This is a genomic window from Variovorax sp. AC194 (assembly GCF_979257995.1).
Genome location: NZ_OZ409823.1, coordinates 5,483,799 through 5,510,300, shown reverse-complemented (window position 1 = coordinate 5,510,300; position 26,502 = coordinate 5,483,799). Strand labels below are relative to the sequence as shown.

Sequence of the window (26,502 nt, the reverse complement as noted above, 5' to 3'; positions counted from 1 at the left end):
TTGGCCGGACAATGCACCTTCTTCCCGCTTCCTTCTTGCCCGCCCGGTGAACCTGCATTTCGACCTGTTCGACCTGAAACTGTTCGTCTACGTGGCGGATGCGCGCAGCCTCACCCGCGGCGCCGAGAAGGCCTGCATCTCGCTGGCGGCCGCCTCCACCCGCATCAAGCAGATGGAGGAGGCCGTGGGCGGCAAGCTGCTGCACCGCAGCGCGCAGGGCGTGAGCCTCACGGCCGCGGGGCAGGCGGTGCTGTATCACGCCAAGCGCGTGATGCAGCAGATGGAGCACCTGCGCTGCGACATGCAGGACTTCGGCAAGGGCATCAAGGGCCATGTCCGCGTGTTCGCCAACACCACCTCGATCACCGAATACCTGCCGCAGAAGCTCGCGGGCTTTCTCACGCAGCACCCGGCCGTGCAGGTCGATCTGCGCGAATACCTGAGCGAAGAAATCGTGCGCGCGGTGGCCGACGGCGAGGCCGACATCGGCATCCTCGCGGGCGACGTGCACACCGGCGATTTCGATGCACGCGCCTTCGGCAGCAACCAGCTCGTGCTGGTGGTGCCCAAGACGCATCACCTGGCCGGCGCGCCGTCGGTGGCCTTTGCCGACACGCTCGACGAGCAGCACGTGGGCCTGCACCACGGCAGCGCGATCCATCGCTTTCTCCAGCGGCGCGCGGAGCTGGCGGGGCGCGGTTTCAATCCGCGCATCCAGGTCAGCAGCTTCGAGGCGATCTGTCTGATGATCGAGGCGGGCGTGGGCGTCGGCGTGCTGCCGGCCTCGTCGGCGCAGCGCCTGTCGATGGCGATGCGGATCGCGACCGTGGCGCTCAGCGATGCATGGGCCGAGCGCGAGCTCAAGCTCATCGCGCGCAACCGCGAGCAGTTGCCCGCGTCGGCACGCGAATTGTTCGATCACCTCGTCGCGCCCTGAGCGCGCACCTTCGCATGTCGGCCGACCCGAAATCGCTGCGCCTCTTCGTGGCCATCGCCGACCACGGCAGCATCAGCGAAGGCGCCAAGCGCTGCCACATCGCGCTCGCGGCGGCGAGCAAGCGCATCTCCGACCTCGAGGCCCGCGCGCGGCTGCCGCTGCTGGTGCGGCATGCGCGCGGCGTCACGCTCACCTCGGCGGGCCACGGGCTGCTGCTGCATGCGCGCGCCGTGCTCTCGGCCATGGACCGGCTCGGCGCCGAGCTCGACGACTTCCAGAACGGCGTGGCGGGCGTGGTCAGCATCACGGCCAACGCGTCGACCATCGCGCAGTTCCTGCCGGCGCAGATCGGCTCGTTCCTGCGGCTGCACCCGGTGCTCAAGATCGACCTGCAGGAGCGCGCCAGCACCGAGGTGGTGAAGGCGGTGCAGGCGGGGCTGGCCGACATCGGCGTGATCGAGGGCAACACGCCCGCCGAGACCCTCGAATGCCTGCCTTACCGCACGGACGAACTGGCCGTGATCGTCGCGCGCGACCATCCCCTGGGTCGCCGCAAGCGTATCGGCGTGGACGAGGTCTTGCGCCACGACCATATCGTGGTGCGCGAAGGCACGGCGTTGCACCGCGTGCTGCTGAGCGCCGCGCTCGAGGCGCAGGTGCCGCTGAAGGTGCGCATGCAGGTGGGCAGCTTCGACATGGTCTGCCGCATGGTGGAGCAGGGCGTGGGCATCGGCGTGCTGCCCTATGCCGCGGTGCTGTCGCAGCTGCAGATCCTGAAGCTGCGCTGCCTGAAGCTCGATGCGCCCTGGGCCATGCGCCGGCACCTCCTGTGCGTGCGAAGGCAACAGGAGCTGACCGTGGCCGCGCGCTCCGTGCTGGCCCATCTCGGCCAGCCTGATTGAGCCATGAGCCTTCGCGCCGCGCGAAGGCTCGAAGTCGCCAAAAACGAATTGTTCTCCGGTGGACCGCGCGCAAAGATGCGTGCACACCCAAGGAGACAAACTTGAAGATCGTTCGCGTCAGCGCCACGCCGCTGAACATTCCCGTCACCATCGATGTGCTGGGCCTCGACAAGCAGACCTCGCTGTCGCTCTGCCTCACCGAGATCGAGACCGACGCCGGCCTCGTCGGCCACGGCATGACCGCCATCGCCGAGGAAGAGATCATCGCCGCCGCCGTGCGCGAGGTGGCCGGCCCCGCGCTGATCGGCGAAGACCCGATGGCCACCGAGCGCCTCTGGGACAAGCTCTACTGGCTGCTCTCGCCGCGCGGCCAGACCGGCTACGCGAGCCACGCCATCGCCGCGCTCGACATCGCGCTGTGGGACCTCAAGGCCAAGGCGCTCGGCCAGCCGCTGTGGCGCCTCTTGGGCGGCGCGCGCGCCAAGGTGCCGGTGTACGCGACCTTCGGCTTCGGCTTCTTCGAGCGCGACCAGCTCGCCGCCGCCGCGAAGCTCTGGGTGTCGCAGGGCTTCCAGCGCCTGAAGATGACCGTCGGCGGCCACGCGCTCGCGCGCCGCGACGAGCCGAGGCCCATCGACGAAGTCATCGCCGAAGACGTGCGCCGCGTGGCGGCCGTGCGCGAGGCCGTCGGCCCCGACGTGAAGCTGTACGTCGATGCCAACTGCGGCCTGGACCTCTTCCACGCCACCGAGCTCGCGCGCCGCATCGAGCCTTACGGCATCAGCTTCTTCGAGGAGCCGCTCACGCAGAACGACGTGCGCCAGATGGCCCAGCTGCGCGCGCGCACCAGCATTCCGCTCGCCTGCGGCCAGAACGAGGGCCTGGCCTTCCGCTTTCGCGACCTGCTGGTGAACCAGGCGGCCGACGTGCTGCAGCCCAACGTGACCATCTCGGGCGGCTACTCGCAGTGCCTGAAGATCGCGGGCATGGCGCAGGCCTTCAACGTGCCCATCGACAACGGCGGCGCCTGGCCCTTCCACAACATGCACCTGCATGCGGGCGTGTCGAACGGCGGGCTGGTCGAGTACCACTACGTGGCGGTGAAGATGCTCGCGCAGATCTTCGACGGCCTGCCCGTGCCCGACCAGGGCTGGCTCACGCTGCCCGAGACGCCGGGCCTGGGCTTCGCGCCGAATGCGGATCGCGTGCGCGAACTCGCGAAGCTGCCGACCTCGCACGGCAAGGGCAAGGCCTGAGCTGGCAGTGATTCAAAGAACAACGGAGACACGATGAACACCAGACAAGCGATTCGCCCCGCGCGCCGGCATGCGCTGCGCGCGGCGATGGCCCTGGGCCTTGCGGGCGCGCTCGCCGTGCCCGCGGCCTGGGCGCAGAAGTACCCCGACAAACCCATCCGCCTCATCGTCGGTTACTCGGCCGGCGGCGGCGTCGATGCGGTCGCGCGCCTGCTGGGCACGCGCCTGTCCACGGTGCTGGGCCAGCAGGTGCTGGTGGAGAACCGCACCGGCGCCACCGGCCTCATCGCCGCCGACCTCGTTGCCAAGGCCGCGCCCGACGGCTACACGCTGATGATGGGCGACAGCGCGTTGCTCATCGCCAAGCTGCTGCAACCCAAGATCGCGATCGATCCGCTCACCAGCTTCAAGCCGGTGGCGGGCGCGTTCATCTCGCCGTTGATGATCGTCACGGGCAACGACTTTCCCGCGAAGACGCCGGCCGAACTGGTCGCGCAGCTCAAGGCGAATCCGGGGCGCTTCTCTTTCGCCACATCCGGCGTGGGCACGGTGCAGCACCTGGGCTTCGAGATGCTCAAGCAGTCCACCGGAAGCTTCGTGGTGCATGTGCCGTACCGGGGTGCCGCGCAGATCGTGCCTGATGTGATTGGCGGGCAGGTGCCCATCGGCGTGGTCAGCGCGACGGCCGCGATGGCGCAGGCCAAGGCCGGCAAGCTGCGCGCGGTGGCGTTGATGAACAACGCGAAGCTCGAAGGCGCGGAGAGCGTCGCGCCGTTGGCCGATGCGCTGCCGGGCTTCGATGTGGCGCCGCGCATCTTCGTGCTCGCGCCGGCGGGCACGCCGAACGACATCGTCGACAAGCTCTCGGCCGCGGTGAAGACGGTGCTCGATACGCCGGAGGCTGGCGCCGCGGCGGCTGCGCAGGGCACGCTGCGGGCCTATTCGACGCCAGCGCAGCTGGGCAAGGACATGGCCGATGAAACGGTGCGGTGGAAACGCATCATCACCGAGCAGCGCATCGTTGCGGAGGGGAGTTAGTCGTGGCGTCGCTGCGTTCAGGGCACGATCCCGCCGACGGGGTACCTTGCTCCGCGAATGTCCCCCGGCCTGCGGCCTCCTCCTTGATTTCGCTGCGCAAGGCACCCCATCGGCGTGCTCGTCATGCGCAGCGGTCGTTGATCGGCCGCACACCAGCAGCGTGCCCCTGTGCGCAGGGCATCGGGTGCTCCCCGCAGCGAAATCAAGGAGGAGGCGAAGCCGGGGGACATTCGCGGAGGGGAGTACCCGGTGGCCTGTGCACTCGCCCTGAACACAACGCCAAAGTGGAGGCACTGAATTGACGCAACCGCATCTCGGCCTGATCGTCCCGCCCGCAGCCGGCGCGGTGCCCGTTGACGGCCCGCTTCTATACGGCAACCGCATCCGCTTCACCGCACGGGGCCTAGGCCTCGGAGAAATCTCCACACGCGGCTACACCGAGGTCATCGATTCGGTGATCGGAAAGGCGCTCGAACTGAAGGCCGATGGCGTGAGCGCCGTGTCGCTCATGGGCACATCGCTGAGCTTCTTTCGCGGCGTCGCGTTCAACCGGCAACTCGAAGTGGAGATGGCGCGCGCCACGGGGCTTCCCTGCACCACCATGAGCAACGCCATCGTCGCCGGGCTGCGCAGCCTGAACGTTCGGCGCGTGGCGGTGGCCACGGCGTACATCGACGAGGTCAATGTGCATTTGCGGCGCTACCTGGAGCAGAACGACTTCGAGCCGCTGGCCCTCGAAGGCCTGTCGATCTCCGATGTGCAGGAGGTCGGCACCGTGCCGACCCAAGTGCTGGTGGACCTGAGCCGCAAGGTGTTCGAGGCGCAGCCGGGCGCGGACGGCATCCTGATTTCCTGCGGCGGCCTCGTCACGCTCGATGCGGTGCGGGAGGTCGAGACGCTGCTGAAGGTGCCCGTGGTCTCCAGCTCGCCCGCGGGTTTCTGGGACCTCGTGCGCAAGGCCGGGCTCGATGCGCGCTCGCCCGGCCACGGGCGCCTGTTCGCCTGAACCCGTTCAGCCGAGCAGGCGGCCGACCTTGGGCGCGTCGGCCAGTTGCCAGATGCGCTGGCACATCGCCTTCGCCTCGTCGGCCGTGGCGCCTTCGCCGTAGTGCGCGAGGCGCTGCATCTTGTCCTCGATTTCCGCGCGGCTCAGGCTGTTGCCCGGATCCCCCTTGGGCTCGTCCACGCGGCCTTGCAGCGTGCGGCCATCGGCGGTTTCCACGCTGACCTTACCGATCCAGCGCGCGGGGTAGGCGGTGTCGACTTCGGTGTCCAGCTGCATCGCCACCTTGTCGCGAAAGCCCGCGACTTCGGGCGCGAGAAAGTCGCGGTCGAATTCGCCCAGGCCCGCGCGGCCGTGCACCGCGATCAGGCCGAGCACCGTGCCCATCGAGAACTTGCCCTGGTGCACTGTCGCGGGCACGGTCACGCGGCCCAGCACGTCGATGGCGCCCTGGTGCACATGCGTGGTGACGTGCGTCACGTCGCCGTGCTTGAGCTTGTTCTGCGTCATGACCTGCAGCAGCGCATCGGCCGCAGGGTGCGTGTGGCGGCAGGAGGCGTGGTACTTGAACGAGGTCTCGGCGAGCGCCCAGCGGGTGCCGAGGCCGTCCGTGAGCTTCGCCGGATCGGCATCGCTCGACATGCCGGCGCCCAGGCCCTGCACGCCTTCGAGGATCCTCGCGGCGCCGGTGAAGCCATCCTGCGCGAGGTACGCCGACATCAAGCCGCTCGCCGCCGCATGCGCGCAGTGCAGTTGCTTGGAATCGGCCGCGTCGCGCAGGAACTCCCAGACGCCACCCGATTGCGTTCCGGCCGAGCCGAAGGCATGCAGCATCTGCTGCGGCGTGAGGTCGAGCAGGCGACCCACTGCCGCGGCGGCGGCGATGGTGCCGGCCGTCGCCGTGGTGTGGAAGATCTTGTAGTGCGAGCGCCCGAGAAATTCGCCGACGCGGATGCCGACTTCGTAGCCCGCGACGACGGCAGTCAGCAGTTGCGCACCGCTCGCGCCGATGCTCTGCGCCACCGCGAGCGCAGGCGCGATGACCACGGCCGCGGGGTGGAACACCGAGCCGTTGTGCACGTCGTCCTGCTCCACGAAGTGCGAGGCCGCTGCGTTGACGAGCGCGGCGAACACCGGCGAGCTGGTGCGGCGCGACGTCAGTATTTCGCTCGGTCCATCGGCGGGTCCCATCGTCTGCGCGAAGCGCTCGATGCTGCGTATCGGCCGCGCGGTGCGGGCCGCGAGCACCGAGCCGAGCCAGTCGAGCATCAGGTCTTCGGTACGGCGCAACACGGGCGCGGGAATGTCCGCGAACTTCAGTTCGGCGGCGAAGGTGGCGAGCACCTTGCTGGGGTGGTTCGAGTCGGTCACGGGTGTGGTCCCTTCAGAACGAGCGCGGGAGGCCGAGCATGTGTTCGGCGACGTAGCTCAGGATGAGGTTGGTCGAGATCGGCGCCACCTGGTACAGCCGCGTCTCGCGGAACTTGCGTTCGATGTCGTATTCGCAAGCGAAGCCGAAGCCGCCGTGGAATTGCAGGCACGCATTGGCCGCTTCCCAGCTCGCCTTGGCCGCGAGGTACTTCGCCATGTTGGCCTGCGCGCCGCAGGGCTCGTGCGCATCGAACAGGCGGCATGCTTCGTAGCGCATGAGGTTCGCGGCTTCGATCTCGATGAACGCTTCGGCAATCGGGAATTGCACGCCCTGGTTCTGGCCGATAGGGCGGCCGAAGACGACGCGCTCCTTCGTGTACGCCGTCACCTTGTCGATGAACCAGTAGCCGTCGCCGATGCATTCGGCCGCGATCAGCGTGCGCTCGGCGTTGAGGCCGTCCAGGATGTACTTGAAGCCCTGGCCTTCCACGCCGATGAGGTTCTCGGCCGGGATCTCCAGGTTCTCGAAGAAGAGCTCGTTGGTCTCGTGGTTGACCATGTTGAGGATCGGCCGCACCGTCATGCCCTTGCCGATGGCTTCGCGCAGGTCGACGATGAAGATCGACATGCCCTCGGATTTCTTCTTCACATCCGCGAGCGGCGTGGTGCGCGCCAGAAGGATCATCAGGTCCGAGTGCTGGATGCGCGAGATCCACACCTTCTGCCCGTTGATGACGTAGCGGTCGCCCTTCTTCACCGCGGTGGTCTTGATCTTGGTTGTGTCGGTGCCGGTGCTGGGCTCGGTCACGCCCATCGACTGCAGGCGCAGCTCGCCTGTCGCGATGCGCGGCAGGTAGTCGCGCTTCTGCGCCTCGCTGCCATGGCGCAGCAGCGTGCCCATGTTGTACATCTGGCCGTGGCAGGCGCCGGAGTTGCCGCCGCAGCGGTTGATTTCTTCCATGATCACCGAGGCTTCGGTGAGGCCGAGGCCCGAGCCGCCGTATTCCTGTGGAATCAGCGCGGCCATCCAGCCGGCCTGGGTGAGCGCATCGACGAATTCGGCGGGGTAGCCGCGCGCCTCGTCGATCTTGCGGAAGTATTCGTTGGGGAACTGCGCGCACAGGTCGCGCACCGCATCGCGGATGTCGGGGTAGTTCTTGTCGTTGGCGTTGTTCATCGGTCGTTGCTTTTTCAGTCCTGGCGGGGGCCGCCGGCTTCCTTCTCCACGCGCTGCCAGATCTCGATGGCCATCGGGTCGTCGATCTCCTCCAGGATGTGGCCTACGAGACCAATGGCGCGCGCCATCACGCCGAGGCCGCGGATGATCTTCCAGGGAAATCCGAACTCCGCCGCGATCGCGCCGACGGCACCCGTGGCATTGATCGGCAGCGACTTGCCCGAGACGCGCTCGGCCTCTGCCTGCACCGCCTGCATCAGCGCGACGTAGTGGGTCGAGAGGCCGTTCTCCGTTGCGATCTGGAACAGCCGTGGCGTGCGGGGGTCGATGGGCTTGTGCAGCGGATGGCCCAGGCCCGGCACGATCTGCTTGCGGGCGCGGAAATCGGCCACGATGTCTTTCGCCATTTCGGCGAGCGGCCGGGTCGGTTTCTCGCCGAAGGGGATGGCTTCGTACAGCATCTTCGCGGCGCCTTCGGTGCTGCCGACGAACACGCTGCCCAGCCCGCAGAGGCCCGCGGCGACCGCGGCCTGCAGCGCTTCGGGGGCGCCCGCATAAGTGAGGCGTGCGGCCAGCGCGCTCGGCGTCACGCCGTGCTCGACCAGCGTGACGACGATGGCGTTGAAGGTGACGGACTCCTGCGGCGTCGGAATGCGCCCCGTGAGCTCCAGGAAGGCCATGTCGCCCAGGTTCAGGTGGCCGAGGATTTCAGAGGGCAGGTCGCGCCCGCGCACGGTGATCCTGTCGGGGGTGCTGTGGCCCAGCTCGGTGTGCAGGGATTTCTTGATCTTGGTGGTCATGCGCCGAATCTAGTCCCGTCTCGCGCGAGGTGGCTCCGTGATTGCGAAACCCTCCCTTCGGCAAATGCAAATGCCCTCCGGGAGCCTCTTCTGCCACGCTGCGGCCATGGACTTCGAATCACTCTCGGCGATGCGCGAAGCGGCGCTCGACTACTTCGTGCGCAGCCGCGCCACGCAAAGACGGCGCGCGCTGATGGCGCAGCCCGACGCCGGCGAAGCGCAGGGCTGGAGCGCGATCGCGGCGCTGGGCTGGACGGGCATGCTCGCCCCCGAATCCGTGGGCGGCCTGGGACTGGAACTGGACGGCGCGGCGGAAATCCTGCGCGCCGCCGGCGAGCATGCGGCGCCCGAGCCGCTGCTGGCCGTGGCCGGTCTCAGCGCGCTGCTGCTCGCGCGGCTGGACACGCCCGCCGCCCGTGCATTGCTCTCAGACCTAGTTGCAGGCCGCAGCCTGCCCGCGCTGGCATGGCAGGAGAGCGCGGGCGACCTGAGTGCGGTGCCACTCGCGTGCGGTTGCGAAAGGCGCGCCGGCAGCGTGCTGCTGCAGGGCGAAAAGCTCATGGTGCTGCCCGGCGCCGCCGCCAGCGGCTGGCTGGTGTCGGCGCGCGGCGAAGACGATGCGGTCATCCTCTGGGTGCCGCGCGGCACCGAAGGCGTGAGCGAAACCGTGGCGCCGCTGGTCGATGGCGGACAGGCGTCGAGCCTGCGCTTCGAAGAGGTCGCGCTGCCGTCCGATGCGGTGCTGGCCGAAGGCCCCGCCGCGCAAGAGGCACTGCGCCACGCGCTCGCGGCCGGCCAGACCCTGCAGGCGGCCGAGCTGCTCGGCGCGGGGCAGGCGATGCTCGCGCAGACGCTCGCCTACCTGCGCACGCGCTCGCAGTTCGGCAAGCCCATCGGCAGCTTCCAGGCCCTGCAGCACCGCTGCGTCGACATGTTCATCCACCTCGAAGTGGCGCAGGCCACGCTGAACGAGGTGCTGGCGCTGGCGAACACCGGGCTGCCGGTGGACCGGCTCGAAGCCGAGGCGAGCCGCGCCAACGCGCGCTGCACTGCCGCCGCGCTGCAGGCTTCGCGCACGTCGGTGCAGTTGCATGGCGCCATCGGCTACACGCAGGAGTGCGACCTGAGCCTGTTCTACAAGCGCGTGCTGTGCCTCTCGGCGTGGCTGGGCAATGTCACCGCGCACCAGCATCGGCATGGCCTGCTCGCAGGCGAGAGCGAAGCAACGACAGCCACCATCGCATGGACCGGCGAGTTCCCTCGCACCGCCGACTGGTCCGCGATGCCCGAGGCCGAATTCCGCCGCATGGTGCGCGGCTTCTTGCAGCAGAGCTATCCGCAGCAGCTGCGCTATCTCTCGCACCGCGCGCGATGGAGCGAGATGCGCGAGTGGTACTTCACGCTCTCCGCGCAAGGCTGGATCGCCCCGGCGTGGCCCGAGGCGCACGGCGGCATGGGCCTGCCGGCCGACAAGCTCATCGCGTGGATCGAGGAGCTGGAGCAATACGGCGTGGCGCGCGCGCCCGACCAGGGCATCGTGATGATCGGGCCGCTGCTTATCCAGCACGGCACGCCCGCGCAGCAGCAGCGCTTTCTGCCGCGCATCCTGAGCGGCGAGCATGTCTGGTGCCAGGGCTATTCGGAGCCCAATGCCGGCTCCGACCTTGCGGGCTTGCGCACCGAGGCGATCGCGGGACGCGATGCGGAGGGCGCGCATTTCATCGTCAACGGCCAGAAGATCTGGACCACGCTCGCGCAGGACGCCAACCACATCTTCATGCTCGTGCGCACCGACAAGGCGGCCAGGAAGCAAGAGGGCATCAGCTTCCTCCTGTGCGACCTGCGCACGCCGGGCATCACGCTGCGGCCGATCCACACGCTGGCGGGCGAGCCGGAGTTCTGCGAGGTGTTCTTCGACAACGTGCGCGTGCCGGCGGAGAACCTCGTGGGCCAGCTGCATGGCGGCTGGACGATCGCGAAGGCGCTGCTGGGTTTCGAGCGCATCTTTCTCGGCAGCCCCAAGCAGTCGCAGTACGCGCTCGGCCAGCTCGCGCGGCTTGCGGAGGCGCGGCGTCTCTTCGCGGACCCGGTGTTCGCGCAGCGTTTCGCGGCGCTCAGGCTCGACGTGGCCGACCTCACGGCCGCCTACACGAGCTTCGCGAACATCGTGCGCGCCGGCAAGCCGCTGCCCGCGTCGGTGTCGCTCCTGAAGATCTGGGCGAGCGAGACCTACCACCGCATCGGCGCCTTGCTGGTCGAGGCCGGCGAAGAGCAGGGCGCGGTCGCGGGCGACCAGGTGCTCGACGGGCAGACCTTCAACGTGCTCTCGCCGCTCATCGGCGCGACGGCCGCAATGATCTACGGCGGCACCAACGAGATCCAGCGCAACATCCTCGCGCGGCAGGTCCTGGACCTGCCGGCCTGAGCGGTGCGAGCGCCGAAGAAATAAACAACAGGAGACAACGCTCATGCAATCCCTCGACCTCTCCCGGCGCCACGCCGTGGCCGCGCTGGCGGGCAGCGCATTGCTGTCCATGCTGCCCGCGCGCGTCTTTGCGCAACAGGCACAGCAGCCGCAGCCATCGCTCATCAAGCTCGTCGTCGGCTATTCGGCCGGCGGGCCGGTCGATGGCGCCGCGCGCCTGCTCGCACCGGCGCTGGGCCAGGAACTCGGCACGCAGGTGATCGTGGACAACCGCCCCGGCGCCGCCGGCTCGCTCGGCGGCAACGCGGTCGCCAAGGCGCCGCCCGACGGCGCGATGCTGTTCTTCGGCGCGAGCCCGACCATCACCATCAACCCGAACGTGCAGCGCAGCATGCCGTTCGACCCGATGAAGGATTTGACGCCACTCGCGCCGCTGGTGGACTACACCAACGTGCTCGTGGTCAACAAGGACCTGCCGGTGCGCAACGTGGCCGAGCTGCTTGCCTATGCGAAGGCCAAGCCGGGCAAGCTCTTCTACGGCTCGGCGGGCGTGGGTGCCTCCAACCACCTGAGCGGCGCGCTGCTGGAGAAGATGGCCGGCGTGCAGCTCACGCACGTGCCCTACAAGGGCAGCGCACCCGCGCTCGCCGACGTGATGGCGGGCACAGTGCCGATGATGTTCGACATCATCGCGACCTCTCGGCCCTTCATCCAGTCGGGGCGGCTGCGGGCGCTGGCGGTCACTTCGCGCCAGCGCAACCGCATGCTGCCGGACGTGCCGACGATGATCGAATCGGGCGTGGCCGACTACGACGTGGGCGGCTGGTTCGGCCTCTACGGGCCGGCGCGCATGGACCCGGCGCTGGTCGCGCGCATCAACGCCGCCGCGCACAGGATGCTCGCGCGCGAAGACATCGCGAATCGGCTGCGGGAGCAAGGCTACGACGTGTGGTCGGGCGGGGCCGAGGTGCTCGCGACCAAGGGGCAGTCGGACCGCAAGCTCTGGGCCACGGCGTCCAAGGGCATCGAGGCGGAATAGCCGATGCAGCACCGCATCCACGACCTGCTGCATGAGCGCGCCCTCCGCACGCCGGAAGCCGTCTTTCTTTTCGAACCAGGCGGCACCACCACCTATGCGGCGCTGCAGGCGATGGCCGACACGGCCGCGCAAGACCTGCTGGACGCCGGCGTGCGCCCGTCCGACCGCGTGGTGCTGGTCGCCGAGAACTGCGCCGCGCACATCGCGCTGCTGATGGCGTGCAGCCGCGTCGGCGCGTGGTCGTGCGGCGTGAATGCGCGCATGTCGCCGGGCGAGATCGCGGCGATCGTCGAGCGTGCGGATGCGCGCCTGTGTTGCTTCACGACCGGCGCATCGGTGGCCGCGCGGCTGCATGCGGAGCGCACCCATGCCACGACGGCCAGGATGCCGGGCGTGCTGTACGCGGCCACGCGCGCCGAGGCACGGCCCGAGCCCGATGCGGCACTCGCCGATACGGCCGCGATCATCTTCACGTCGGGCACTTCGGGCACGCCCAAGGGCGTGATGGTGTCGCACCGCGGCCTGCTGCATTTCGGGCGTGTGTCGGCGGCCGTGCGTTCGCTCGACGCGCGCGACCGCGTCTACGCGTTCCTGCCGATGACGCACATCTTCGGCATCGGCACGGTGCTGATGGCCGCGCTCACGGGCGGCGCGTCGCTGGTGCTGCGCGGCAGCTTCTCGCCGGCCGACATGCTGCAGGCGCTGGCGAACGAGGAGGTGTCGAACCTGCTCGGGCCGCCGACGATGTATGCGCGGCTGCTCGCTCACATCGAGGCCGAGCGCGCGGCGCCGCGCTTTCCGCGGCTGCGCTATGTGTACACCGGCTCCGCACCGCTCGACCTCGGGCTCAAGCAGCGCGTGGAGCGCCTGTTCGGCCAGCCGCTGCACTACGGCTACGGCCTCTCGGAGTACGCGGGCTCGGTGTTTCTCACACGCACCGAGGCGCCGCGCGACGACACCGCTGCCGGCCATGCGGTCGAGGGCGGCGAAGCGCGCATCGTGGGCATCGACGGCCAGGATGTGCCGGCGGGTGACACCGGCGAGATCTGGCTGCGCGGCCCCGGCCTGATGCTCGGCTACTTCCGCGACGCGGCCGCCACCGCGCAGGTGCTGCGCCCCGGCGGCTGGTACGCGACCGGTGACCTCGGGCGCTTCGGCGAAGACGGCGCACTCTTCGTGGTGGGGCGGCTGAAGGAAATGATCATCCGCTCGGGCTTCAACGTGTACCCGGCGGAAATCGAGGCGGTGATCGGCCGCTTCGAGGGCGTGCACCTGTGCGCCGTGGTCGGCGTGTCGGAGGCCGATGGCAACGAGCAGATCGTCGCCTTCGCCGAGCTGAAACCCGGCGCATCGCTCGACGAGGCCGCGCTGCGCGCGCACCTGGCCGAGCACCTCTCGCCCTACAAGCGACCGGCGCGCATCGAGGTGATCGACGCGATGCCCACCACCGCCAACGGCAAGCTGCTCAAGCGGGAACTGCAGGCGCGGGCCCGTGCGTCCTCGTCCTGAATCCGCGGGGCATCGCCAGCCCGGCCTCTAACCCGTTCCTCGGACTTATCCTGCACGCGGGTGCGCTGCCGTCCGCCAGCGCATCGCCCGCGCACGCCGCATCGTGGTGGCCTTCAACAAGGAAATCCACACCATGGCCGATGACCTGAGCAAGCGCGGACCGCAGGATGCAGCCCGCATCAACGTCAATGAATCCCACGAGGTCCGCTACTGGACGCAGACGCTGGGTGTGACCGAAGCGCAGTTGCGCTCGGCCGTCGCCGCCGCCGGCGTCGAGGTGAAGGACATCCGCACCTACCTCGGGAAACCCTGAGCCCTCGGGCCTTGGGTTCCTGGACGGAGGCATCGAGGGCGTAGGCACGCTCCTACACCTGGCCGGGGAGGCGGGCACGATACTTGTTGCCTTCTCCCCCGTATCAGGAAATTTCCCGTGACCGTGTCCCCAGTTGCCCCCCGCCGCACGGGCCGCACCCCGACCTGGGCTGCAGCGCAATGAAATCATCGCCCGGAGCGCGCAGCTGGATCGCTGCCGGCGTGCGCCACGAACTGCTCACCCGCGCCTTGCCCGCTCTGCGCCACGACATGGCAGCGCCCGTCTCGGTGGTGCGCATGGCGCTCCTGATGCTCAAGCGCCAGGTGGCCGCCACCCCCATCGATCCCGCCGCCTGCGAAGAGCGCGTGGCCCTCATCGACAACCAGGTGTCGGAACTGGTGCAAGCCATCCGGTCGCTGCGCGACTGGGAACTGGCCACCACCGACGACGGCATCACCCGCAGCGCACTGGTGGCGCAGTGCGTGAACCTGATGCGCTCGGCCTTCGACCTGCATGGCGTGATGCTCGATGCAGATCCCTCGCTCGATGCGCCGCCGGACGCGAAAGACGGCGAGCCGCGCCGGCCCGCGGCCGCCGCGCTGCGCTACCTTTTCCTGGGCGCCCTGGGCTACCTGCACGACGGCGCGGCCGAGGCCGGCGCGATCCGGGTCGAGGCCGACGGCCCCGACGGGCTGCGCTTCATCGCCTTGCCGCGCGAAGCCGGCGCCGTGAACCCCGTGCTCGATGCGCACCGCGCGCCGCGCGCGCTGGCCATCGACGCGATCGCGCTGCAGAACCTCGCCGAGGACATGGGCTACGCCATCGCGGTGGACGGCGAGAGCGTGCGTTTCTCGCTCGCGACCGGCTGAGGCTTGCGCTTGCCGGTGCGGCGTTCGCGCGCTTGCGCCTGCCGGTGCGTCCGCAAGAACGCCAGCAGCCGCCGCTCCGCCGCATACAGACCGCGCGAAGGCCGGGCCGTGGCGCGGCCGGCGATCTTCTCGAACAGCGCGGTCGCCGCGTCCTCGTCGTCGTTCGCGAGCGCACTGCCCAGCGCCAGCACGGCCGGGTGCACATAGGCTTTCTTGCAGACCGCCGGCGTGTTGCCCAGCTGCTTGGCCACCGCCGCGAGGATGTCCTTCGCGCTGTAGCGGCTGCCGTCCGCGGCGACGCGGCCCGGCTCGCAGGCCAGGCGCGTGAGCTCCAGCGCCTGCACCGTGCCGTGCCAGGTGCGGAAGTCCTTGGCGGTGAAGCGGTCGCCCTGCGAGGCTTCGGCAATTCCTGCGGCCTCGGCGATGTAGTCATTGACGTCGGTGGACGAGACGCCGCGCAGCTCGCCGTCTTCGTCCGCGTACTGGAAGAGCGCCTGCCCCGGCAGCTGCTGGCACTGGCGCACCACCTTCGCCACGCGCGGGTCTTCGAGCTTGGCCTCGTGCATCACGCCGCTCTTGCCCTTGAAGTGCAGCCGCAGCGCCGTGCCCTGCACGGCCGCGTGCCGGTTGCGCAGCGTGGTGAGACCGAAGGAGCCGTTGGTGCTCGCGTACTCCTCGTTGCCCACGCGCAGCAGCGTGGTGTCCAAAAGGCGCACGAGCGCGGCGAGCACCTGGCTGCGCCCGGGCACCTTCTGGCCTTTCACCGGCTGCAGGTCGCGCGCGACGCGGGCGCGGATGCGCGGCAGCGCGAGCGCGAAGGCTTCGAGCCGCTCGAACTTGGTCTCGTCCTTCATCACGCGCCAGTCGGCGTGGTAGCGGTATTGCTTGCGGCCGCGCGCGTCGATGCCGGTGGCCTGCAGGTGGCCGTTGGGCAGGGGGCAGATCCACACCTGCGTGTAGGCCGGCGGAATGGCCAGCATGCGGATGCGGGAGATCTCGTCCACGTCGCGCAGCCACCGGCCCTTGGCGTCGCGGTAGCGAAAGCGCTCGCCGTGCTTCAGGCGCTGGATGCCGGGCATGTCGGGGGTGACGTAGACCAGGCCGTTCGCGATGGGCGTGGGCTTGGAGGGCGCCTTGGCAGGCGTTTTGACGATCGGCTTGGAGGTGGGCGAGGTGGAGGCCGGCATGAGGTTTGCGTCTGGAGATGCATCCGCTTGTGCCAGCATCGACAATCGCCCGGTGTAGGACGCCGCAAGCTGTTGGTGCCTCTCTTCCACTTATCTCCGCCCGCAAAAATCATGCTTCCTCGTTGGACCTCCCTCTGCGCCCGCTGGTCGGCGCTGTGCGCCGCGGCGCTGCTCGCCACGGCCTGTGCCTCCACCTCGCCTGCACCAACTGCGCCAACTGCGCCGGCTGCATCGGTCGCGCCCGTCAAGGTCAAGGTCAAGGTGTTCGTCGCCGCCATGTTCGAGATCGGGCAGAACACCGGCGACCGCGCCGGCGAGTTCCAGCATTGGTACGAGCGCTACTGGAAGGGCGCCAGGCCCATGGCCGTGCCCGGCGCGCTGCAGCCCGTGTACTGCAACGCCGACGGCGTCTGCGGCGCGGTGCTCGGCATGGGCAAGGTCAACTCGTCGTCGTCGATGCAGGCGATCCTGCTGAACCCGCAGTTCGATTTCTCGCAGGCGTATTACGTGATCTCCGGCGTGGCCGGCACGCCCCCTTCGCGCGGAACCATCGGCGAGGTGAGCTGGGCCACCTGGCTCGTGGACTACGACCTCGGCCACCGCTGGGCACCCGAAGAAAACAAGGCGGGCGAGCCCACCTTCATGCCGCGCAAGGGCTACGAGGACTACCGCCGCTTCAAGCTCAACCCCGACCTCGTCGGCTGGGCCATGAAGCTTTCGGCCGACACGCCGTTGAAGGATTCGGACGCCGCCCGCAAGTACCGCCTGCGCTACCCCGACGCCGCGGCGCGGCGCGCGCCCTTCGTCGGCACCGGCACCCACATGACCGGCGACACCTTCTTCCACGGCCCGGGCATGTCCAGGCAGGCGCAGTACATCGCCAAGCTCTACGGCGCCGACGACTACGTCATCACCGAAATGGAGGCCGCCGCCATCACCCTCGTGATCAAGCGCACCCACGGCACCGACCGCGTGATGAGCCTGCGCGGCGCGGTCAACTTCGACCAGGGCAACCCCAAGGAAAGCACGTTGCAGCACCTGGACCCCGCGCCGGGCGAGACGGCGGGCGGCTTTGCCGAGACGGTGGAGAACATCGCGCTGGTCGGCACGCGCGTGGTCGATCACATCGTGAAGAACTGGCCGCAGTGGCAGGCGGGCGTGCCGAAGCCTTGAGCGGCCTCAGGGTTGCGTGGGCTGAAGGTGCCAGGTCACGTTGAAGTCGAAGGGCGTCCAGCGGCTCACCGTGACGCCCGCGCTGCGCAGGCCGCGGCCGGTCCAGGTGTTGCAGGTCTCGAAGAGGTTGTAGCCGCCTTCGGCTTCGTAGAAGGCGTCCTGGTTGTCGTAGTGCGCGCTCGCGATCGGCATCGCGCGGCCTGAAGGCAGCGAGTCGCGCACGTAGTCCACGAGCTGCGCGTACTGCGCCTGCGAGAGCGGCAGCTTGTAGGCGCCGCGCCGCATCTGGCCCCGCTGCAGGTACGTCACATGCATCAACGCCCGGTTGCCGCCCGCGAGCGCGCCGAACGCGCGCGAGGCCGTCAGGTCGGCCCAGGTGGGCGTGTGCAGGTAGAACTCGCGGTCGCCCCAGCCGATGGCGATGAACTCGGCATCGGGCGGCACGGCCTTGAAGTCGGCGAGCGGAAAGAGCCGATGCCAGTCGACCGTGGCCGAGCGGGCCGGAAAGACGAGATCGGTGTGCACGCCGTTGCTCAGCACCCAGGCTTGCAAGGCCGGGGCTTCGGCGGGCGGCTTCGGCTTCGCGTTGGCCGGCCAGAGCACCAGCGCACAGGCCACCAGCACATAGAGCCCCACCGCCAGCACGAACCCCAGCAGCGTGAAGGCGAGGCGCAGGAGCCAGCGTTTGATCGTCATCATGGTTTCAGAAGAGCGATGCCGTGGTCGAGGCGGGTTCCGCCGAGGCGCGCGACGTGCCCGCAGCGGCCGGTGCCAGCGCCTCGGGGCTGCCGGCCTTCGCCAGCGCCCCCACGCGCACGCCCAGGAGGCGCAGCGGCCGCTCCAGCGGCACGCGCTTCAGGCACTGCCCGCCGACCTGCCGGATGGTCTTGCCGTCGGCGGTGAAGCGGTCGATGGTCTGGTCGCGCGTGGCGATCTTGAAATCGTCGTAGCGCAGCTTGATGCCGATGGTCTTGCCCACATAGCCCTTGCGCTGCAGGTCTTCGGCGACCTTCTCGCACAGGTGCGTGAAGATCGCGCCCAGCTCGGCGCGGTCGCGCACCGCGTGCAGGTCGCGGTCGAACGTGGTCTCGCGGCTCATCGAGACGGGCTCGCTCTCGGTCACCACCGGCCGGTCGTCGCGGCCCCAGGCCACCTCGTGCATCCATGCGCCGGTGGCCTTGCCGAAGTTCTGCACGAGCCAGTCGCGCTCGCGCGCCGCGAGCTGGCCGACGGTCTCGATGCCGAAGCGCTTCAGCTTCTCGTCGGCCTTGGGCCCGATGCCGTTCACCTTGCGGCAGGGCAGGGGCCAGATGCGGCTCTCCAGGTCACCTTCGTAGACCACCGAGATGCCGTTGGGCTTGTTGAATTCGCTCGCCATCTTGGCGATGAGCTTGTTGGGCGCCACGCCGATCGAGCAGGTCAGGCCCGTGGCGTCGAGGATCGATTTCTGGATCAGCCGCGCCAGAGAGCGCCCGCCGTCGCGCTGGCCGCCGGGCACGTCGGTGAAGTCGATGTACACCTCGTCCACGCCGCGGTCTTCCATGAGCGGCGCGATGTCCAGGATCACCTGCTTGAAGGCGCGCGAGAAGCGACGGTATTCGTCGAAATCGACCGGCAGGATCAGCGCCTGCGGGCACAGCTTGGCCGCCTTCATGAGCCCCATGGCCGAGCCGATGCCGAACTGCCGCGCGGGGTAGGTGGCGGTGGTGATCACACCGCGGCCCGCATAGTCCTTCAGCCGCGGAAAGGCATCCACCGGAATGTCGGCCAGCGTGCCGCCCTCGGGCAGGTTGCGGATCGCCTCGTCGACGCTGCGCCGCCCGCCGCCGATCACCATGGGCAGGCCCTTGAGCTGCGGATAGCGCAACAGCTCGACCGACGCGTAGAAGGCGTCCATGTCGAGGTGGGCGATGCGCCGGATCGGGCCTTTGGAGGGGTGCGGGGAACTCACGGAAACGATTGTCTCGCGGCCGGAGGAGTTTCGCCCGCCGAGGGCCGCGGAGGTCAGCGTGTTTCGACGGTCACGAGCAACGGCGAATCGAACATTGCCACGGGTGAGATCACCGGCTCGTCCATCGGCACCCTGTCGCCGTAGCGCTCGCGCATCTTGGCGCGCACGGCCGGGTCGGCGAGGTTGAATTCGCGGATTTTCTGCAGCTCGCCGATGCGCACGCCCAGCGCGCGCTGGTAGAGCTTCCACACGAGTTCGGAGCAGTAGATGCGCCCGTCCGACCATTCGAAGGTCAGGTCGTAGGGCCGGCCCGCGAAGTCCGAGGTGCGCGCGTGCAGGCGGGCCACGGCGGCGGGTGTCAGCAGCGTGTCGGCATCGCGCAGGCGCTTGGCCACGTAGTGCCCGCCGTTGCCGCGCGCCGCCCATTGCGCGAGCGGCGTGTAGCGCACGGTCGAGACGGCCTCGAACACGAAGGGCTTGCCGTCCCGCAGCAGCACGATGCCCATGTGGCTGTAGCGCGAGTCCGTGGCGCGCTGCACGGCCACGCTCTGGGCCGAGCGGGAGGTGTGGAAGACGATGTCGCCGTCCTTCAGCGCGGCTGCTTGCGCGGCGCCACCCGCCAAAAGAATGGGCAGAAGAACAAGAAACGCTGTGGAAAGGGCTTTCACCATGCGGGGCATTTTGCGCGATGCCGCTTGCGCAGCGCCGCATGCCGGTGCCATCATCCGCGCCATGCAAACCGTCGCCTCCATTCTCTGGCGCAAGCTCGACGCCCCGGGCCACGACGCCTGCCGGCTCGAGCGCAATGCCTCGGCCTGGCAGCTCGACGGCGCCGCGGTGTTCCGCCAGGAGGATGGCCGCATCGCCCAGCTGCACTACCGCGTGCGCTGCGACCTGCACTGGCACACGCAGTGGGGCATGGTGCGCGGCTGGCTCGGCGACGCGGCCGTGGAGCTGTCGATCGCGCGCGATGCGCATGGCCACTGGAAGCTCAACGACGAGGCCGTGCCCGACCTGTCGCACTGCGTGGACCTGGACCTGGGATTCACGCCCGCTACCAACCTGCTGCAACTTCGGCGGCTCAATCTCTCGGTGGGAGAGTCGGCCGATGCGCCGGCTGCATGGGTCGATCTCGATGGCGGCGGCGTGCTCAGCGAGCTGATGCAAAGCTACGAGCGGCGCAGCGAGAGCGAGTACGCGTATGTGGCGAAGCGCTTCGACTATGAGGCGGTGCTCGGTGTGACCGGGGACGGTTTCGTGAGTGACTATCCGCGGCTTTGGGTCGCTGAAAGCTAGTCCCTAGTCGAACTGCGACCTGTCCCCCGCCACCAACGCCCGATTGCGCCGCCGATCCACCGCGATCTCATGCGCGAAGTCCTCGATGCTTCCCCCGGCCGGCAGGTTGTACGCCCCTCGCAGTCGCGCCCTCACCGCATCGCTGCGCAGCACGCGATTGATCTCCGCATTCAGCCGCTGCACCACCGCCGCAGGCGTGCGCGCCGGCGCGAAGATTCCGAAGAGCGAATCGCGGTTCGCGCGCTCGTACCCCAGCTCCGCGAGCGTCGGCACCGCGGGCAGCGCCTCGATGCGCGCGGGCGCGCCCACCGCCAGCGCCTGGAACCGTCCGCCCTCGATGTACTGCAGCTGCTGCGCGGCGACATTGGTCGACAGCACCTCGAACTGCCCGCTCAGCGCATCGTTGAGCTGCGGGCCGCCGCCCGCGTAGGGGATGTGGGTGATGTCGGTGCGGCTTTGCATGCGCACCTGCGCGAGCACCAGGTGCCCGATGGTGGCCACGCCCGAGGTGGCCCAGCGCACCGCGCCGGGCTGGCTGCGCGCGCGCGCGATCAGGTCGGCGAAGCCGTGGCCCATGAAGGCCGGCGTGCCGACCACCAGCACCGGCGTGCGCATCACGCTGGCCACCGGCGCGAAGGCGCGCAGCGGGTCGTAGGGCACGCGCGCGATCAGCGGGTGCAGCGTGAGCGGGCTGATCGCCGAGAAGGCGAGGGTGCAGCCGTCGGGCGCGGCGCGCGCGAGCGCATCCATGCCGATGCTGCCGCCCGCGCCCGCGCGGTTCTCGATGAGCACCGGCACGCCCAGCGCCTGCGAGAGCGGATCGGCCAGCACGCGCGCCATGCCGTCGCTGACGCCGCCCGGCGGATAGACCACGATCAGGCGCACGGGCCGGTTCGGCCAGGGCGATGACGTCGTGGCGGCGCGCAGCCATTGCGGCATGGCGCACGCAGCGGCCAGCAGGGCGCCGGTGCTGCGCACGAAATGGCGACGGCGCAGCCAGACGTTGCTCATGACCCCGGGTTCTCGCTCGCGTGCCTGCGCAGCAGCGCGGCGAAGTGCTGCGCGGGCAAGTTGTCTTCTTCCACGCGCGACACCAGCGTGAGCGGTGCGTCGAGCTGGCCGCCGTCGGCCAGGCGCGCGTAGGCGATGGCATGCGCGTGCACGCCGGTCATCGAGGCCGGCACCACCGACAGGCCGACGCCCGCGGCCACGAGATTCAGGTTGGTCATCATGCGGTCCACCTCGGCCACCACGCGCGGGCGCAGGCCCTTGGCGTGGCACAGCGCCAGCAGCTCGGCATAGAGGCCCGGCGCGCCCGGACGGCGCACGAGGATGATGCCTTCCTCGCACAGCCGCGCGAGCGGCAGCGGGCGCGAGGCCTTTTCCCTGTTCTTTCGCGCGAGGGCAAAGGGGTGGTCGCTCGGCATCGCGACCAGCACCGGCTCGCGCAGCAGCGTCTCGAACAGCAGGCCCTCGGGTCGCGCCACCGGCACGCGCAACAGGCCGCAGTGCAGGCGGCCGGCGGCCAGCGCCTCGGTCAGCTCGGCCGCGTTGTTCTCGCGCAGTTGCAGCTCCACGCCGGGGTGCTCGCGGCGAAAGGCGCGCAGCGCCTCGGGCACGAAGCGGTGCGCCGCGGCCGAGCTGGTGAAGCCGACCGCCAGCGTGCCGACCTCGCCGTTGGCCACGCGCGCCATGCGCTGCTTCATGGCCTCCATGTCCTGCAGCATGCGCAGCGCCTCGACCTGGAACAGGCGCCCCGCATCGGTGAGCGCCACGCCGCGCGGATGGCGGCGGAACAGCAGCACGCCCAGCTCGCGTTCGAGCGCCTTGATCGTCTGGCTCAGCGGCGGCTGCTGGATGCCCAGTTGCTCTGCGGCGCGCGTCATGTGGCCGGTCTCGGCGACGGCCACGAAGTACCGCAGCGGTCTTATCTCCACGCTAGCTCCACGTTGACTCCATATTTTTTTCGTATCGGATGTGTACTTTTATTTTATTTGACCCAAGGTCACTCGTACACCTATCGTCCGGCCGCCCATTCAAAAAAGAGCGGCCCACCGAGGCCGCATGCCGGAGACAAGACCATGCGCCCACCGCGCCCCCGCCCGATTCTTTCGATGATCGACGCCGCCCGTCGCGCCCGCCGTTCGCTCGGCCCCGCGATCGGCCCCGTGATCGGCATCTCGCTGGTTTCCCTGGTCCTGGCCGCCTGTGGCGGCGGTGGGGGAGGCGGCGGCGGCGCCGGCTTCTTCCCGATCGTGCCGAACAACCCGCCAGCAAGCGGCGGGCAGCCCGACACCGATCCGCCCGGCAACCCGCCCGAGAATCCGCCGCCGGTGGTGCCGGTGGTCGCCTGCGCGGACCTCGCTGGCAAGAGCCTGCCCGCCTCGCTCATCAGCCTGCCCACGGGCGGCGCGACCGTCGTCAGCGCCACGCCCGTGGCGGCGACCGACGCGGGCAACCAGCTGGGCGACTACTGCCGCGTGCGCGGCACCATCCAGCCGGTGGACCCGGCGTCGCAGCTCATCAACTTCGCGGTCAACCTGCCCGAGAAGTGGAACCAGAAGACGATCCACTTCGGCGGCGGCGGCTTCGACGGTGTGCTGATCGATGGCACCGAGGTCATTCGCTTCGGCCCCGCCGGCAAGCCCGCGCCGCTCGCGCTCGGCTATGCCACCTACGGCGACGACTCGGGCCACCAGTCGAGCAGCATCACCGACGGCAAGTTCGCGGCCAACGACGAGCAGCTGGCCAACTACGGCGGCCTGTCGCTCAAGAAGACGCGCGACGTGGCGCAAGCGCTGGTGTTCGCGCGCTATGCCGTCAAGCCCAAGCACGCCTACTTCCTCGGCACCTCGACCGGGGGGCGCGACGCGCTCAGCTACATCCAGCGCTGGCCCGAGGACTACGACGGCGTGATCGCCAACGAACCGGCGCTCAACTACACCGGCACGCGGTTGTCGAACGTGGCGGTGGGGCGTGCGCTCTACAACAACGGCGGCGCGGGCTGGATGAACGTGGCCAAGACACTGCTGGTGCAGAAGGCCGCGATGCAGGCCTGCGACAAGCTGGACGGCGCGGCCGACAACATCGTGAGCAACGTGGAAAGCTGCCGGCTGCTGAACACGCAGATCCTCGCTTCGCTGCGCTGCTCCGGCGGGGCGGACACGGGCAACACGTGCCTCTCGGACGCGCAGTTGGCCACCGTGCGCACCATCGAATCGCCGCTCGACTTCACGACCTACTCGCTCGGCAATGGCGTCAAGCGCGCGGGCGGCTACAACATCCTGGAAGGCGCGCTCGTCGCCGGCCCGTACACCACGCGCGACCTCGGCACGCGTCCGGTGCCGGCCAACCCGGCCACCTCGGCCGACGCCAACATGTACGTCACCGGCGACCAGTGGGTGAAGTTCTTCGTCACGCGCATCGCGGGCTTCGACTCGCTGACCTTCGACCCGCTGGACCCGGGCAGCTATGCCGCGCGGGTGACCGAGGTCTCCAACCTCACCGATGCGACCAACCCGAACCTTGCGCCCTTCTTCGCGCACGGCGGCCGGCTCATCATGCTGCACGGCCTGGCCGACGAGGTGATCAGCCCGAACTCGACCATCGACTACTACAAGCAACTCATCGCCACGGTCGGCCAGGCAACGGTCGACCAGAACGTGCGCTTCTACACCGTGCCCGGCATGGGTCACGGCACCGGCAGCTTCATTCCCAACTGGGACTCGCTCGCCGCGCTCGAAGGCTGGGTCGAGGGCGGCCTCGCGCCCGCCACCGGCGTGGCGGTGGATGCGGTGGCTGGCAGCTACGGCCGCACGCGTCCGCTGTGCCTGTTCCCGTCGTGGCCCAAGTACCGCGGCGCCGGCAGCCTGGACGCGGCCGTCAACTACAGCTGCGTGACCGAGGTCGGCGACCCGCTGGCTTGCCCCAACCTGCCCGCAACCGCCACCACCTACAAGGGCGGCAACAGCTTCGGCGAAGAACTGCGCGTGCAGATCGATCCGGCCACCATGGCCTACACGGTGACCATCGATGCCAGCCTGCAGCGCACCGCCGGCACGGTGCGCACCGGCTCGCTGGTGGCGCAGGGCAGTTGCAGCTACACGAGCAACGAGAGCGGCGCGGTCTTCAGCTTCGCGCCGGGCGGCGTGCTGCTGGGCGGCGTGAACCCGCCGAGCGGCGGCGGCTTCTCGCCCCTGGTGGCGTTCCAGAACACCTTCGAGAACACGGCTTCGCCCGCGGTCTTCAATCCGGTGGCGAACATTTTCAACACGGTGGGCGTGCAGCAGGGCACCGGCACCGCCGCGGCCTACGCCGGCGCGGTGCGCCTTCGCAACGCGGGCACCTTCCAGTATTGCCGCAGCGCGGCGGGCAGCGCCGGCAGCTTCATGATCTACGACGCCAACTGCACCGAGACCGAGAAGGGCTACATCACCTACAACACCACGCATGGCGCCTTCGACGTGCGCACCACCGCGCCGACCGGCGGCGCCGTCACCACCGGCGGCACGCTCAGCGGCTCGATGGTGATCGGGCTGGTCAATGGCACCGCGGTGCCGCTGCACCTGGTGCGCGATGCGGCCGCCACCGCGGGCCTGCGCATCTTCGGCCTGCAGCAAAGCCTGATGGCGGGCGCGGCCGACGGCAGCTACGCCATGGCCAGCGTGAAGGGCGAGAGCCGCGAGGCGACGGTCGCGGGCAGCAACTTCAACCTCGGCGGCGCTGCGGCATCATTGGGCTACGACACGCCGGTGCCCGGCGTAGTGCAGGCCGACGCGGGCCGGCCGGGCAATTTCATCTTCAACAGCGGCGTCCTGGGCTTCGTCACCACCGATGGAACGAACGCGGCGCTGGAACTCGGAGTACGCCATTGAAAAAACAACTGTCGCAACTTGCCGCCTTCGCACTGCTCGGCACGGCCCCGCTGCTGTCCGCGCACGCAGCGCCGGCAACAGCACCCAAGCCCGCCACCTGCCCGTCCCCCGTCCCCGAGGCCGCGCGCTGCTACACCGGTGAGGACGGCACCGGCGCGCTCTACTGGATCGCCATCCCGAAGGACTGGACGAAGGACGCGAACCGCGTGCTCGTGATGCACGCCCACGGCGGCCCCGAGACCGGCCCGCCCAAGCTCGAGCGCAGCGAGGAAGACTTGAAGCGCTGGGCCGTCACCGTGAAGGCCGGCTACGCCTGGGCCGGCTCCACCTACCGGCGCGGCGGCTACGGCGTGACGATGGCGGCCGAAGACACCGAGCGCCTGCGCCAGATCTTCGTGCGCCACTTCGGCCAGCCCAAGCGCACGCTGCTGCACGGGCAGAGCTACGGCGCGGGCGTGGCGGCGAAGGCGGCCGAACTCTATGCGCCGCTAGGTGACGCAGCAATGGCGAAGAGTCCTTACGACGGCCTGCTGCTCACGAGTGGTGTGCTCGGCGGCGGCAACAGCGCCTACGACTTCCGGCTCGACCTGCGCGTGGTCTACCAGTACGTCTGCCGCAACCATCCGCGTCCCGACGAGCCGCAGTACCCGCTGTGGATGGGGCTGCCGATCGATTCGAAACTCACCCGCGCCGAACTCGCCGCGCGCGTGAAGGAATGCACCGGCGTCGGCATGCCCGCCGCGCAGCGCACGCCCGAGCAGGCGGCGCGCCTGAAGACGATCCTCTCGGTCGTGAAGATCCAGGAGCGCTCGCTCGTCGGCCACCTGAACTGGGCGACGTGGCTCTTCCAGGACCTGGTGCAGAAGCGCCTGAACGGCCGCAACCCCTTCGGCAACATCGGCGTGGTCTACAGCGGCTCGGCCGACGACGCGGCGCTCAACGCGGGCGTTGCGCGCTACGCCGCCGACCCGCAGGCCAAGGGCGCGCTCGCGGCCGACAGCCAGCCGACGGGCCGCACCTCGCTGCCCACGGTGGGGCTGCATGCCATCGACGATCCGACCGCGTTCGTGGAGCTCGAGAACGCCTACCGCCGCATCCGCGACGCGGCCGGCACCGGCGGCAACCTGGTGCAGAGCTTCAGCGCCGAGCGCGAGCACAGTTATCTCAGCGATTCGGAATACCCCGCGCTCTTCGGTGCGCTGATGGACTGGATCGACAAGGGCGAGAAGCCCACGCCGCAGAGCCTGGCGCAACGCTGCGCATCGCTCGCGCCGCGCTACGACACCGACGGCAAGAACGGCTGCCACATCAAGCCCGAGTGGCAACCGCCCACGCTGGAGAGCCGCGTGCCTTCGCGCGCGCCCTGATTTTCTTTTTTGACC

23 protein-coding genes are annotated in these 26,502 nt (G+C 69.4%); 14 read left to right on the top strand and 9 right to left on the bottom strand.

Annotated features, from left to right (window positions below; translation table 11 throughout):
* The first annotated feature begins 46 nt into the window (after nucleotides 1-46).
* The 5 genes from ACZYRS_RS26145 (at nucleotide 47) to ACZYRS_RS26125 (ending at nucleotide 5,139) form a co-directional block, all read left to right on the top strand.
* Nucleotides 47-937: a LysR family transcriptional regulator gene (locus ACZYRS_RS26145; RefSeq protein WP_463421560.1), complete on the top strand. Its 891-nt coding sequence runs from the start codon at nucleotides 47-49 to the stop codon at nucleotides 935-937.
* Between the two features lie 14 nt (nucleotides 938-951).
* Entirely contained in the window at nucleotides 952-1,839 is an 888-nt protein-coding gene (locus ACZYRS_RS26140; RefSeq protein ID WP_463421559.1) for a LysR family transcriptional regulator, read from the top strand.
* Nucleotides 1,840-1,940: 101 nt separating this feature from the next.
* A complete protein-coding gene (locus ACZYRS_RS26135) occupies nucleotides 1,941-3,095 on the top strand; it encodes a mandelate racemase/muconate lactonizing enzyme family protein (protein ID WP_463421558.1) in 1,155 nt (384 codons plus the stop codon).
* A gap of 33 nt (nucleotides 3,096-3,128) precedes the next feature.
* Nucleotides 3,129-4,133: a Bug family tripartite tricarboxylate transporter substrate binding protein gene (locus tag ACZYRS_RS26130; RefSeq protein ID WP_463421557.1), complete on the top strand. Its 1,005-nt coding sequence runs from the start codon at nucleotides 3,129-3,131 to the stop codon at nucleotides 4,131-4,133.
* A 298-nt stretch (nucleotides 4,134-4,431) separates the two neighbouring features.
* Nucleotides 4,432-5,139, top strand: a complete 708-nt coding sequence (locus ACZYRS_RS26125) for an arylmalonate decarboxylase (protein ID WP_463421556.1) — start codon at nucleotides 4,432-4,434, stop codon at nucleotides 5,137-5,139.
* Nucleotides 5,140-5,145: 6 nt separating this feature from the next.
* Here ACZYRS_RS26125 and ACZYRS_RS26120 read toward each other — a convergent pair whose 3' ends face one another.
* Genes ACZYRS_RS26120 through ACZYRS_RS26110 form a run of 3 tightly spaced genes read right to left on the bottom strand, consistent with a single transcriptional unit; the run spans nucleotide 5,146 to nucleotide 8,484 of the window.
* On the bottom strand, nucleotides 5,146-6,507 hold the full coding sequence (locus ACZYRS_RS26120; protein WP_463421555.1) for an MmgE/PrpD family protein: 1,362 nt from the start codon (nucleotides 6,505-6,507) through the stop codon (nucleotides 5,146-5,148).
* Between the two features lie 13 nt (nucleotides 6,508-6,520).
* Nucleotides 6,521-7,684, bottom strand: coding sequence for an acyl-CoA dehydrogenase family protein (locus ACZYRS_RS26115; RefSeq protein WP_463421554.1), 1,164 nt, complete (start codon nucleotides 7,682-7,684; stop codon nucleotides 6,521-6,523).
* Between the two features lie 14 nt (nucleotides 7,685-7,698).
* Nucleotides 7,699-8,484 carry a citryl-CoA lyase gene (locus ACZYRS_RS26110; protein ID WP_463421553.1) on the bottom strand — a complete coding sequence of 262 codons (786 nt, stop codon included), beginning with the start codon at nucleotides 8,482-8,484 and terminating at the stop codon, nucleotides 7,699-7,701.
* 106 nt (nucleotides 8,485-8,590) lie between these two features.
* Here ACZYRS_RS26110 and ACZYRS_RS26105 point away from each other — a divergent pair, with 106 nt between their 5' ends.
* The 5 genes from ACZYRS_RS26105 to ACZYRS_RS26085 all read left to right on the top strand — a co-directional run bounded on the left by ACZYRS_RS26105 (nucleotide 8,591) and on the right by ACZYRS_RS26085 (nucleotide 14,639).
* Nucleotides 8,591-10,909 carry an acyl-CoA dehydrogenase gene (locus tag ACZYRS_RS26105; protein WP_463421552.1) on the top strand — a complete coding sequence of 773 codons (2,319 nt, stop codon included), beginning with the start codon at nucleotides 8,591-8,593 and terminating at the stop codon, nucleotides 10,907-10,909.
* Nucleotides 10,910-10,952: 43 nt separating this feature from the next.
* Nucleotides 10,953-11,948 carry a Bug family tripartite tricarboxylate transporter substrate binding protein gene (locus ACZYRS_RS26100; RefSeq protein ID WP_463421551.1) on the top strand — a complete coding sequence of 332 codons (996 nt, stop codon included), beginning with the start codon at nucleotides 10,953-10,955 and terminating at the stop codon, nucleotides 11,946-11,948.
* 3 nt (nucleotides 11,949-11,951) lie between these two features.
* Nucleotides 11,952-13,457 (top strand): class I adenylate-forming enzyme family protein, encoded by a 1,506-nt coding sequence (locus ACZYRS_RS26095; protein ID WP_463421550.1) that lies wholly within the window; start codon nucleotides 11,952-11,954, stop codon nucleotides 13,455-13,457.
* Nucleotides 13,458-13,590: 133 nt separating this feature from the next.
* Nucleotides 13,591-13,770: a DUF3606 domain-containing protein gene (locus ACZYRS_RS26090; protein WP_042578428.1), complete on the top strand. Its 180-nt coding sequence runs from the start codon at nucleotides 13,591-13,593 to the stop codon at nucleotides 13,768-13,770.
* A gap of 179 nt (nucleotides 13,771-13,949) precedes the next feature.
* Nucleotides 13,950-14,639 (top strand): hypothetical protein, encoded by a 690-nt coding sequence (locus tag ACZYRS_RS26085; protein WP_463421549.1) that lies wholly within the window; start codon nucleotides 13,950-13,952, stop codon nucleotides 14,637-14,639.
* Here the strand turns inward: ACZYRS_RS26085 and ACZYRS_RS26080 are convergent.
* Nucleotides 14,585-15,826 (bottom strand): DNA topoisomerase IB, encoded by a 1,242-nt coding sequence (locus tag ACZYRS_RS26080; protein ID WP_463421548.1) that lies wholly within the window; start codon nucleotides 15,824-15,826, stop codon nucleotides 14,585-14,587. The two genes, ACZYRS_RS26085 and ACZYRS_RS26080, sit on opposite strands and share 55 nt — an antisense overlap.
* A 111-nt stretch (nucleotides 15,827-15,937) precedes the next feature.
* Between ACZYRS_RS26080 and ACZYRS_RS26075 the strand changes: the two genes are divergently transcribed.
* Entirely contained in the window at nucleotides 15,938-16,999 is a 1,062-nt protein-coding gene (locus ACZYRS_RS26075) for a purine-nucleoside phosphorylase (RefSeq protein ID WP_463421547.1), read from the top strand.
* 6 nt (nucleotides 17,000-17,005) lie between these two features.
* Here the strand turns inward: ACZYRS_RS26075 and ACZYRS_RS26070 are convergent, their stop codons facing one another.
* From ACZYRS_RS26070 to ACZYRS_RS26060, 3 genes are all read right to left on the bottom strand, one after another.
* A complete protein-coding gene (locus ACZYRS_RS26070; RefSeq protein ID WP_463421546.1) occupies nucleotides 17,006-17,695 on the bottom strand; it encodes a TIGR02117 family protein in 690 nt (229 codons plus the stop codon).
* Nucleotides 17,696-17,702: 7 nt separating this feature from the next.
* The gene (locus tag ACZYRS_RS26065) at nucleotides 17,703-18,896 is read right to left on the bottom strand and encodes a Y-family DNA polymerase (RefSeq protein ID WP_463422537.1); all 1,194 of its coding nucleotides are present in this window, start codon (nucleotides 18,894-18,896) and stop codon (nucleotides 17,703-17,705) included.
* Between the two features lie 107 nt (nucleotides 18,897-19,003).
* Nucleotides 19,004-19,621 carry a YiiX family permuted papain-like enzyme gene (locus tag ACZYRS_RS26060; protein ID WP_463421545.1) on the bottom strand — a complete coding sequence of 206 codons (618 nt, stop codon included), beginning with the start codon at nucleotides 19,619-19,621 and terminating at the stop codon, nucleotides 19,004-19,006.
* Between the two features lie 61 nt (nucleotides 19,622-19,682).
* Here ACZYRS_RS26060 and ACZYRS_RS26055 point away from each other — a divergent pair, with 61 nt between their 5' ends.
* Complete coding sequence (locus tag ACZYRS_RS26055) at nucleotides 19,683-20,246, top strand: putative glycolipid-binding domain-containing protein (protein WP_463421544.1); 564 nt, start codon at nucleotides 19,683-19,685, stop codon at nucleotides 20,244-20,246.
* A 3-nt stretch (nucleotides 20,247-20,249) separates the two neighbouring features.
* Here the strand turns inward: ACZYRS_RS26055 and ACZYRS_RS26050 are convergent, their stop codons facing one another.
* Both ACZYRS_RS26050 and ACZYRS_RS26045 read right to left on the bottom strand, forming a co-directional pair.
* Nucleotides 20,250-21,257 (bottom strand): Bug family tripartite tricarboxylate transporter substrate binding protein, encoded by a 1,008-nt coding sequence (locus ACZYRS_RS26050; protein ID WP_463421543.1) that lies wholly within the window; start codon nucleotides 21,255-21,257, stop codon nucleotides 20,250-20,252.
* On the bottom strand, nucleotides 21,254-22,183 hold the full coding sequence (locus ACZYRS_RS26045; RefSeq protein WP_463421542.1) for a LysR substrate-binding domain-containing protein: 930 nt from the start codon (nucleotides 22,181-22,183) through the stop codon (nucleotides 21,254-21,256). The genes ACZYRS_RS26050 and ACZYRS_RS26045 overlap by 4 nt, the downstream gene beginning before the upstream one ends.
* A 144-nt stretch (nucleotides 22,184-22,327) precedes the next feature.
* On the opposite strand from ACZYRS_RS26045, the gene ACZYRS_RS26040 reads away from it, so the two are divergent.
* Nucleotides 22,328-25,120 carry a tannase/feruloyl esterase family alpha/beta hydrolase gene (locus ACZYRS_RS26040; RefSeq protein WP_463421541.1) on the top strand — a complete coding sequence of 931 codons (2,793 nt, stop codon included), beginning with the start codon at nucleotides 22,328-22,330 and terminating at the stop codon, nucleotides 25,118-25,120.
* The gene (locus ACZYRS_RS26035; RefSeq protein ID WP_463421540.1) at nucleotides 25,117-26,487 is read left to right on the top strand and encodes an alpha/beta hydrolase family protein; all 1,371 of its coding nucleotides are present in this window, start codon (nucleotides 25,117-25,119) and stop codon (nucleotides 26,485-26,487) included. The genes ACZYRS_RS26040 and ACZYRS_RS26035 overlap by 4 nt, the downstream gene beginning before the upstream one ends.
* The last annotated feature ends 15 nt before the right edge of the window (nucleotides 26,488-26,502 follow it).

Bases quoted from the DNA above. Each gene is read 5' to 3' on its own strand.
- ACZYRS_RS26140 (WP_463421559.1), top strand. From the start codon at position 952: ATGTCGGCCGACCCGAAATCGCTGCGCCTCTTCGTGGCCATCGCCGAC.
- ACZYRS_RS26130 (WP_463421557.1), top strand. From the start codon at position 3,129: ATGAACACCAGACAAGCGATTCGCCCCGCGCGCCGGCATGCGCTGCGC.
- ACZYRS_RS26115 (WP_463421554.1), bottom strand. From the start codon at position 7,684: ATGAACAACGCCAACGACAAGAACTACCCCGACATCCGCGATGCGGTG.
- ACZYRS_RS26110 (WP_463421553.1), bottom strand. From the start codon at position 8,484: ATGACCACCAAGATCAAGAAATCCCTGCACACCGAGCTGGGCCACAGC.
- ACZYRS_RS26105 (WP_463421552.1), top strand. From the start codon at position 8,591: ATGGACTTCGAATCACTCTCGGCGATGCGCGAAGCGGCGCTCGACTAC.
- ACZYRS_RS26100 (WP_463421551.1), top strand. From the start codon at position 10,953: ATGCAATCCCTCGACCTCTCCCGGCGCCACGCCGTGGCCGCGCTGGCG.
- ACZYRS_RS26095 (WP_463421550.1), top strand. From the start codon at position 11,952: ATGCAGCACCGCATCCACGACCTGCTGCATGAGCGCGCCCTCCGCACG.
- ACZYRS_RS26090 (WP_042578428.1), top strand. From the start codon at position 13,591: ATGGCCGATGACCTGAGCAAGCGCGGACCGCAGGATGCAGCCCGCATC.
- ACZYRS_RS26085 (WP_463421549.1), top strand. From the start codon at position 13,950: ATGAAATCATCGCCCGGAGCGCGCAGCTGGATCGCTGCCGGCGTGCGC.
- ACZYRS_RS26080 (WP_463421548.1), bottom strand. From the start codon at position 15,826: ATGCCGGCCTCCACCTCGCCCACCTCCAAGCCGATCGTCAAAACGCCT.
- ACZYRS_RS26075 (WP_463421547.1), top strand. From the start codon at position 15,938: ATGCTTCCTCGTTGGACCTCCCTCTGCGCCCGCTGGTCGGCGCTGTGC.
- ACZYRS_RS26070 (WP_463421546.1), bottom strand. From the start codon at position 17,695: ATGACGATCAAACGCTGGCTCCTGCGCCTCGCCTTCACGCTGCTGGGG.
- ACZYRS_RS26065 (WP_463422537.1), bottom strand. From the start codon at position 18,896: ATGGACGCCTTCTACGCGTCGGTCGAGCTGTTGCGCTATCCGCAGCTC.
- ACZYRS_RS26060 (WP_463421545.1), bottom strand. From the start codon at position 19,621: ATGGTGAAAGCCCTTTCCACAGCGTTTCTTGTTCTTCTGCCCATTCTT.
- ACZYRS_RS26055 (WP_463421544.1), top strand. From the start codon at position 19,683: ATGCAAACCGTCGCCTCCATTCTCTGGCGCAAGCTCGACGCCCCGGGC.
- ACZYRS_RS26050 (WP_463421543.1), bottom strand. From the start codon at position 21,257: ATGAGCAACGTCTGGCTGCGCCGTCGCCATTTCGTGCGCAGCACCGGC.
- ACZYRS_RS26040 (WP_463421541.1), top strand. From the start codon at position 22,328: ATGCGCCCACCGCGCCCCCGCCCGATTCTTTCGATGATCGACGCCGCC.